Annotated in this window: 4 protein-coding genes; all 4 read right to left on the reverse strand. The window is 59.8% G+C overall.

Translation table 11 applies throughout. The features are described from left to right. Window positions 1–279: alpha/beta fold hydrolase (locus JNL55_RS16295; RefSeq protein ID WP_293855623.1), on the reverse strand; the 279-nt coding region annotated here is incomplete at its 3' end. Beyond that, the gene (locus JNL55_RS16300) at window positions 276–1244 is read right to left on the reverse strand and encodes an NAD(P)H-dependent flavin oxidoreductase (protein ID WP_293855626.1); all 969 of its coding nucleotides are present in this window, start codon (window positions 1242–1244) and stop codon (window positions 276–278) included. The genes JNL55_RS16300 and JNL55_RS16295, both read right to left, overlap by 4 nt. Window positions 1245–1261: 17 nt before the next feature. Then, the gene (locus tag JNL55_RS16305) at window positions 1262–1564 is read right to left on the reverse strand and encodes an AMP-binding enzyme (protein ID WP_293855629.1); all 303 of its coding nucleotides are present in this window, start codon (window positions 1562–1564) and stop codon (window positions 1262–1264) included. A 60-nt stretch (window positions 1565–1624) separates the two neighbouring features. Then, window positions 1625–2029: AMP-binding protein (locus JNL55_RS16310; RefSeq protein WP_293855632.1), on the reverse strand; the 405-nt coding region annotated here is incomplete at its 5' end.

The raw sequence follows: 2029 nt of genomic DNA on the forward strand, positions 1-2029 counted from the left end.
TTCGCTGACACCGTAGTTCCGTCGGTCGACCAGCACGACCTGATAGTCACTCGACAGCAACTTGCCCAAAGGCTTGTAGGCTTCCGCACTGGACCAGCCACCATGCAGGATCAGCAACGGCGTGCCCTTGCCGGACACGTGATAAACGATACGTGTCCCGTCTTTGGATTTCATCGACTGGGTCTGCCAATCGACGTTGGCGTCCGCAAATGCGATAGATGCTCCCACCGCGTGCGCGACTAGCAACGAGAAAAGCTTGATCAGGAATCGACGATTCATGTGTTCCCCGTGAGACGTGATGCTCTGTACTGTTCTGAGAAGCGCTCGATGATGGCGGCGCAGGATTCCTCCGCGCGCACGTCGCCGACACCGTGGCCAGCGGAATACAAATCGGGACGCCACCGGATGCTTGACCAGTCGTAATCACCCTTCGTGGCGCGGACCCATCGCGTCTCGGGATCGAGGCCGAGCGTGGTTAGCGTCGCTCGCAAGACGTTGGCCGGGATTCCGCTGATGGCATCCGTATCCCAGACATCATCGATACCCGAGCCGAGGATCACTTTCTTATAGTCCTCGGATGCAAAACTCTCTGGCGTCGCTATGAAACTGGTGCCGCTGTAACCCAAATCTGCGCCCATTGTCTTCAGCGCAGCCAGATGGCGACCGTGGCTAATGCCGCCGGCGATCGCGACCAGGCCATCGAAGAAGCGCCGCGTTGCTTCCAGGAATGCAAACGGATTCAGGCGTCCTGTCTGTCCACCCGCTCCCGCACACAGCAGCACCAAACCATCGACGCCGGCGTCCGTTGCACGCTTCGCATGCTTCAGCGAGCCAACATCGGAAAACACCAAGCCGCCGTATGCGTGCACGATGTCAATGACCGCATCGGGTCGACCGACGCTGGCGATTACGATGGGCGGTTGATGCTTACGAATCGCCTCGAGATCGTGAGGCAAGCGCACGTTGCTTTGATGCATGAGTACATTCAGCGCATAGGGAGCAACAGGCCACGGCGACCCGCTCGGTAGCGATAGCTCGCTGCGAACCTGAGCAAGCCAGTCGTCCAGCTGCTCCGGCGTCCGCGCATTAAGGGTCGGCATCGAGCCGATGGCGCCCGCTCGGCACGCAGCAGCGACAAGCCTCGGACTGGAGACAAGAAACATCGGCGCGACAACCAGTGGCACACGCAGTGTCTGCACCAGTCCGGCGACTCGATCGTGAGATTGCAGCAGCGTCGATGACATGACTGTTACTTGCTGCGTCAATTCACGCTGCGAGTCTTGCCCTGCCAATGCGGCGTCCGAAGCTCGCGCTTCAGCACCTTCCCGACACTGGATAGAGACAACGCCGAGTCGCGCAGCTCCATGGTGCGCGGAATCTTGTAACCGGCAATGTGCTGTTTGCAGTGAGCCTGCAAGTCAGTCAGCGAGATGGTCTCACCCTGCTTTAGTACGATAACGGCATGCACCCGCTCGCCCCAACGCTCATCTGGCACGCCAATGACAGCGACCTGCGAAACCGAAGCGTGGAAGGCAATGGCGCGCTCCACTTCCGCCGAGTACACGTTCTCGCCGCCTTAAATGATCATTTATTTCAAACGGTCGCAGACGTATAGAAATCCTTGCTAGTCCAGATAGCCGGCATCGCCGGTATGTACCCAGCCGCCCGCCAGCGCCGCGGAGGTCTCCGCGGGCTTGTTCCAATATCCGAGCATGGCGCACTGGCTCTTGATGCAGATCTCACCGATCTCTCGGGGCGGCAGCTCATTGCCTTGTTCGTCGAGAATGGCAAGCTGAACTCCGTACGCGGCACGGCCGGCGGTCCGCAAACGATCCTCAGGATTAGGCATCGCATTGCGCGCGGCTTCATGGAGGATCGTCCCGCAGGCATTGGTCTCAGTCTGGCCGAAGCCTTGAACAAGGCGTGTCCTCGGCAGGGACTGCCGCGCTCGTTCGTTCAATCGCTCGGAGATCGGCGAGCCGCCGTAGACCATCAGCTCGAGGCTCTCGAACAGACTGCTGTCGAATTC

It is taken from the genome of Steroidobacter sp., assembly GCF_016790065.1.
In the GTDB taxonomy this organism is placed as follows: Bacteria; Pseudomonadota; Gammaproteobacteria; order Steroidobacterales; family Steroidobacteraceae; genus Steroidobacter.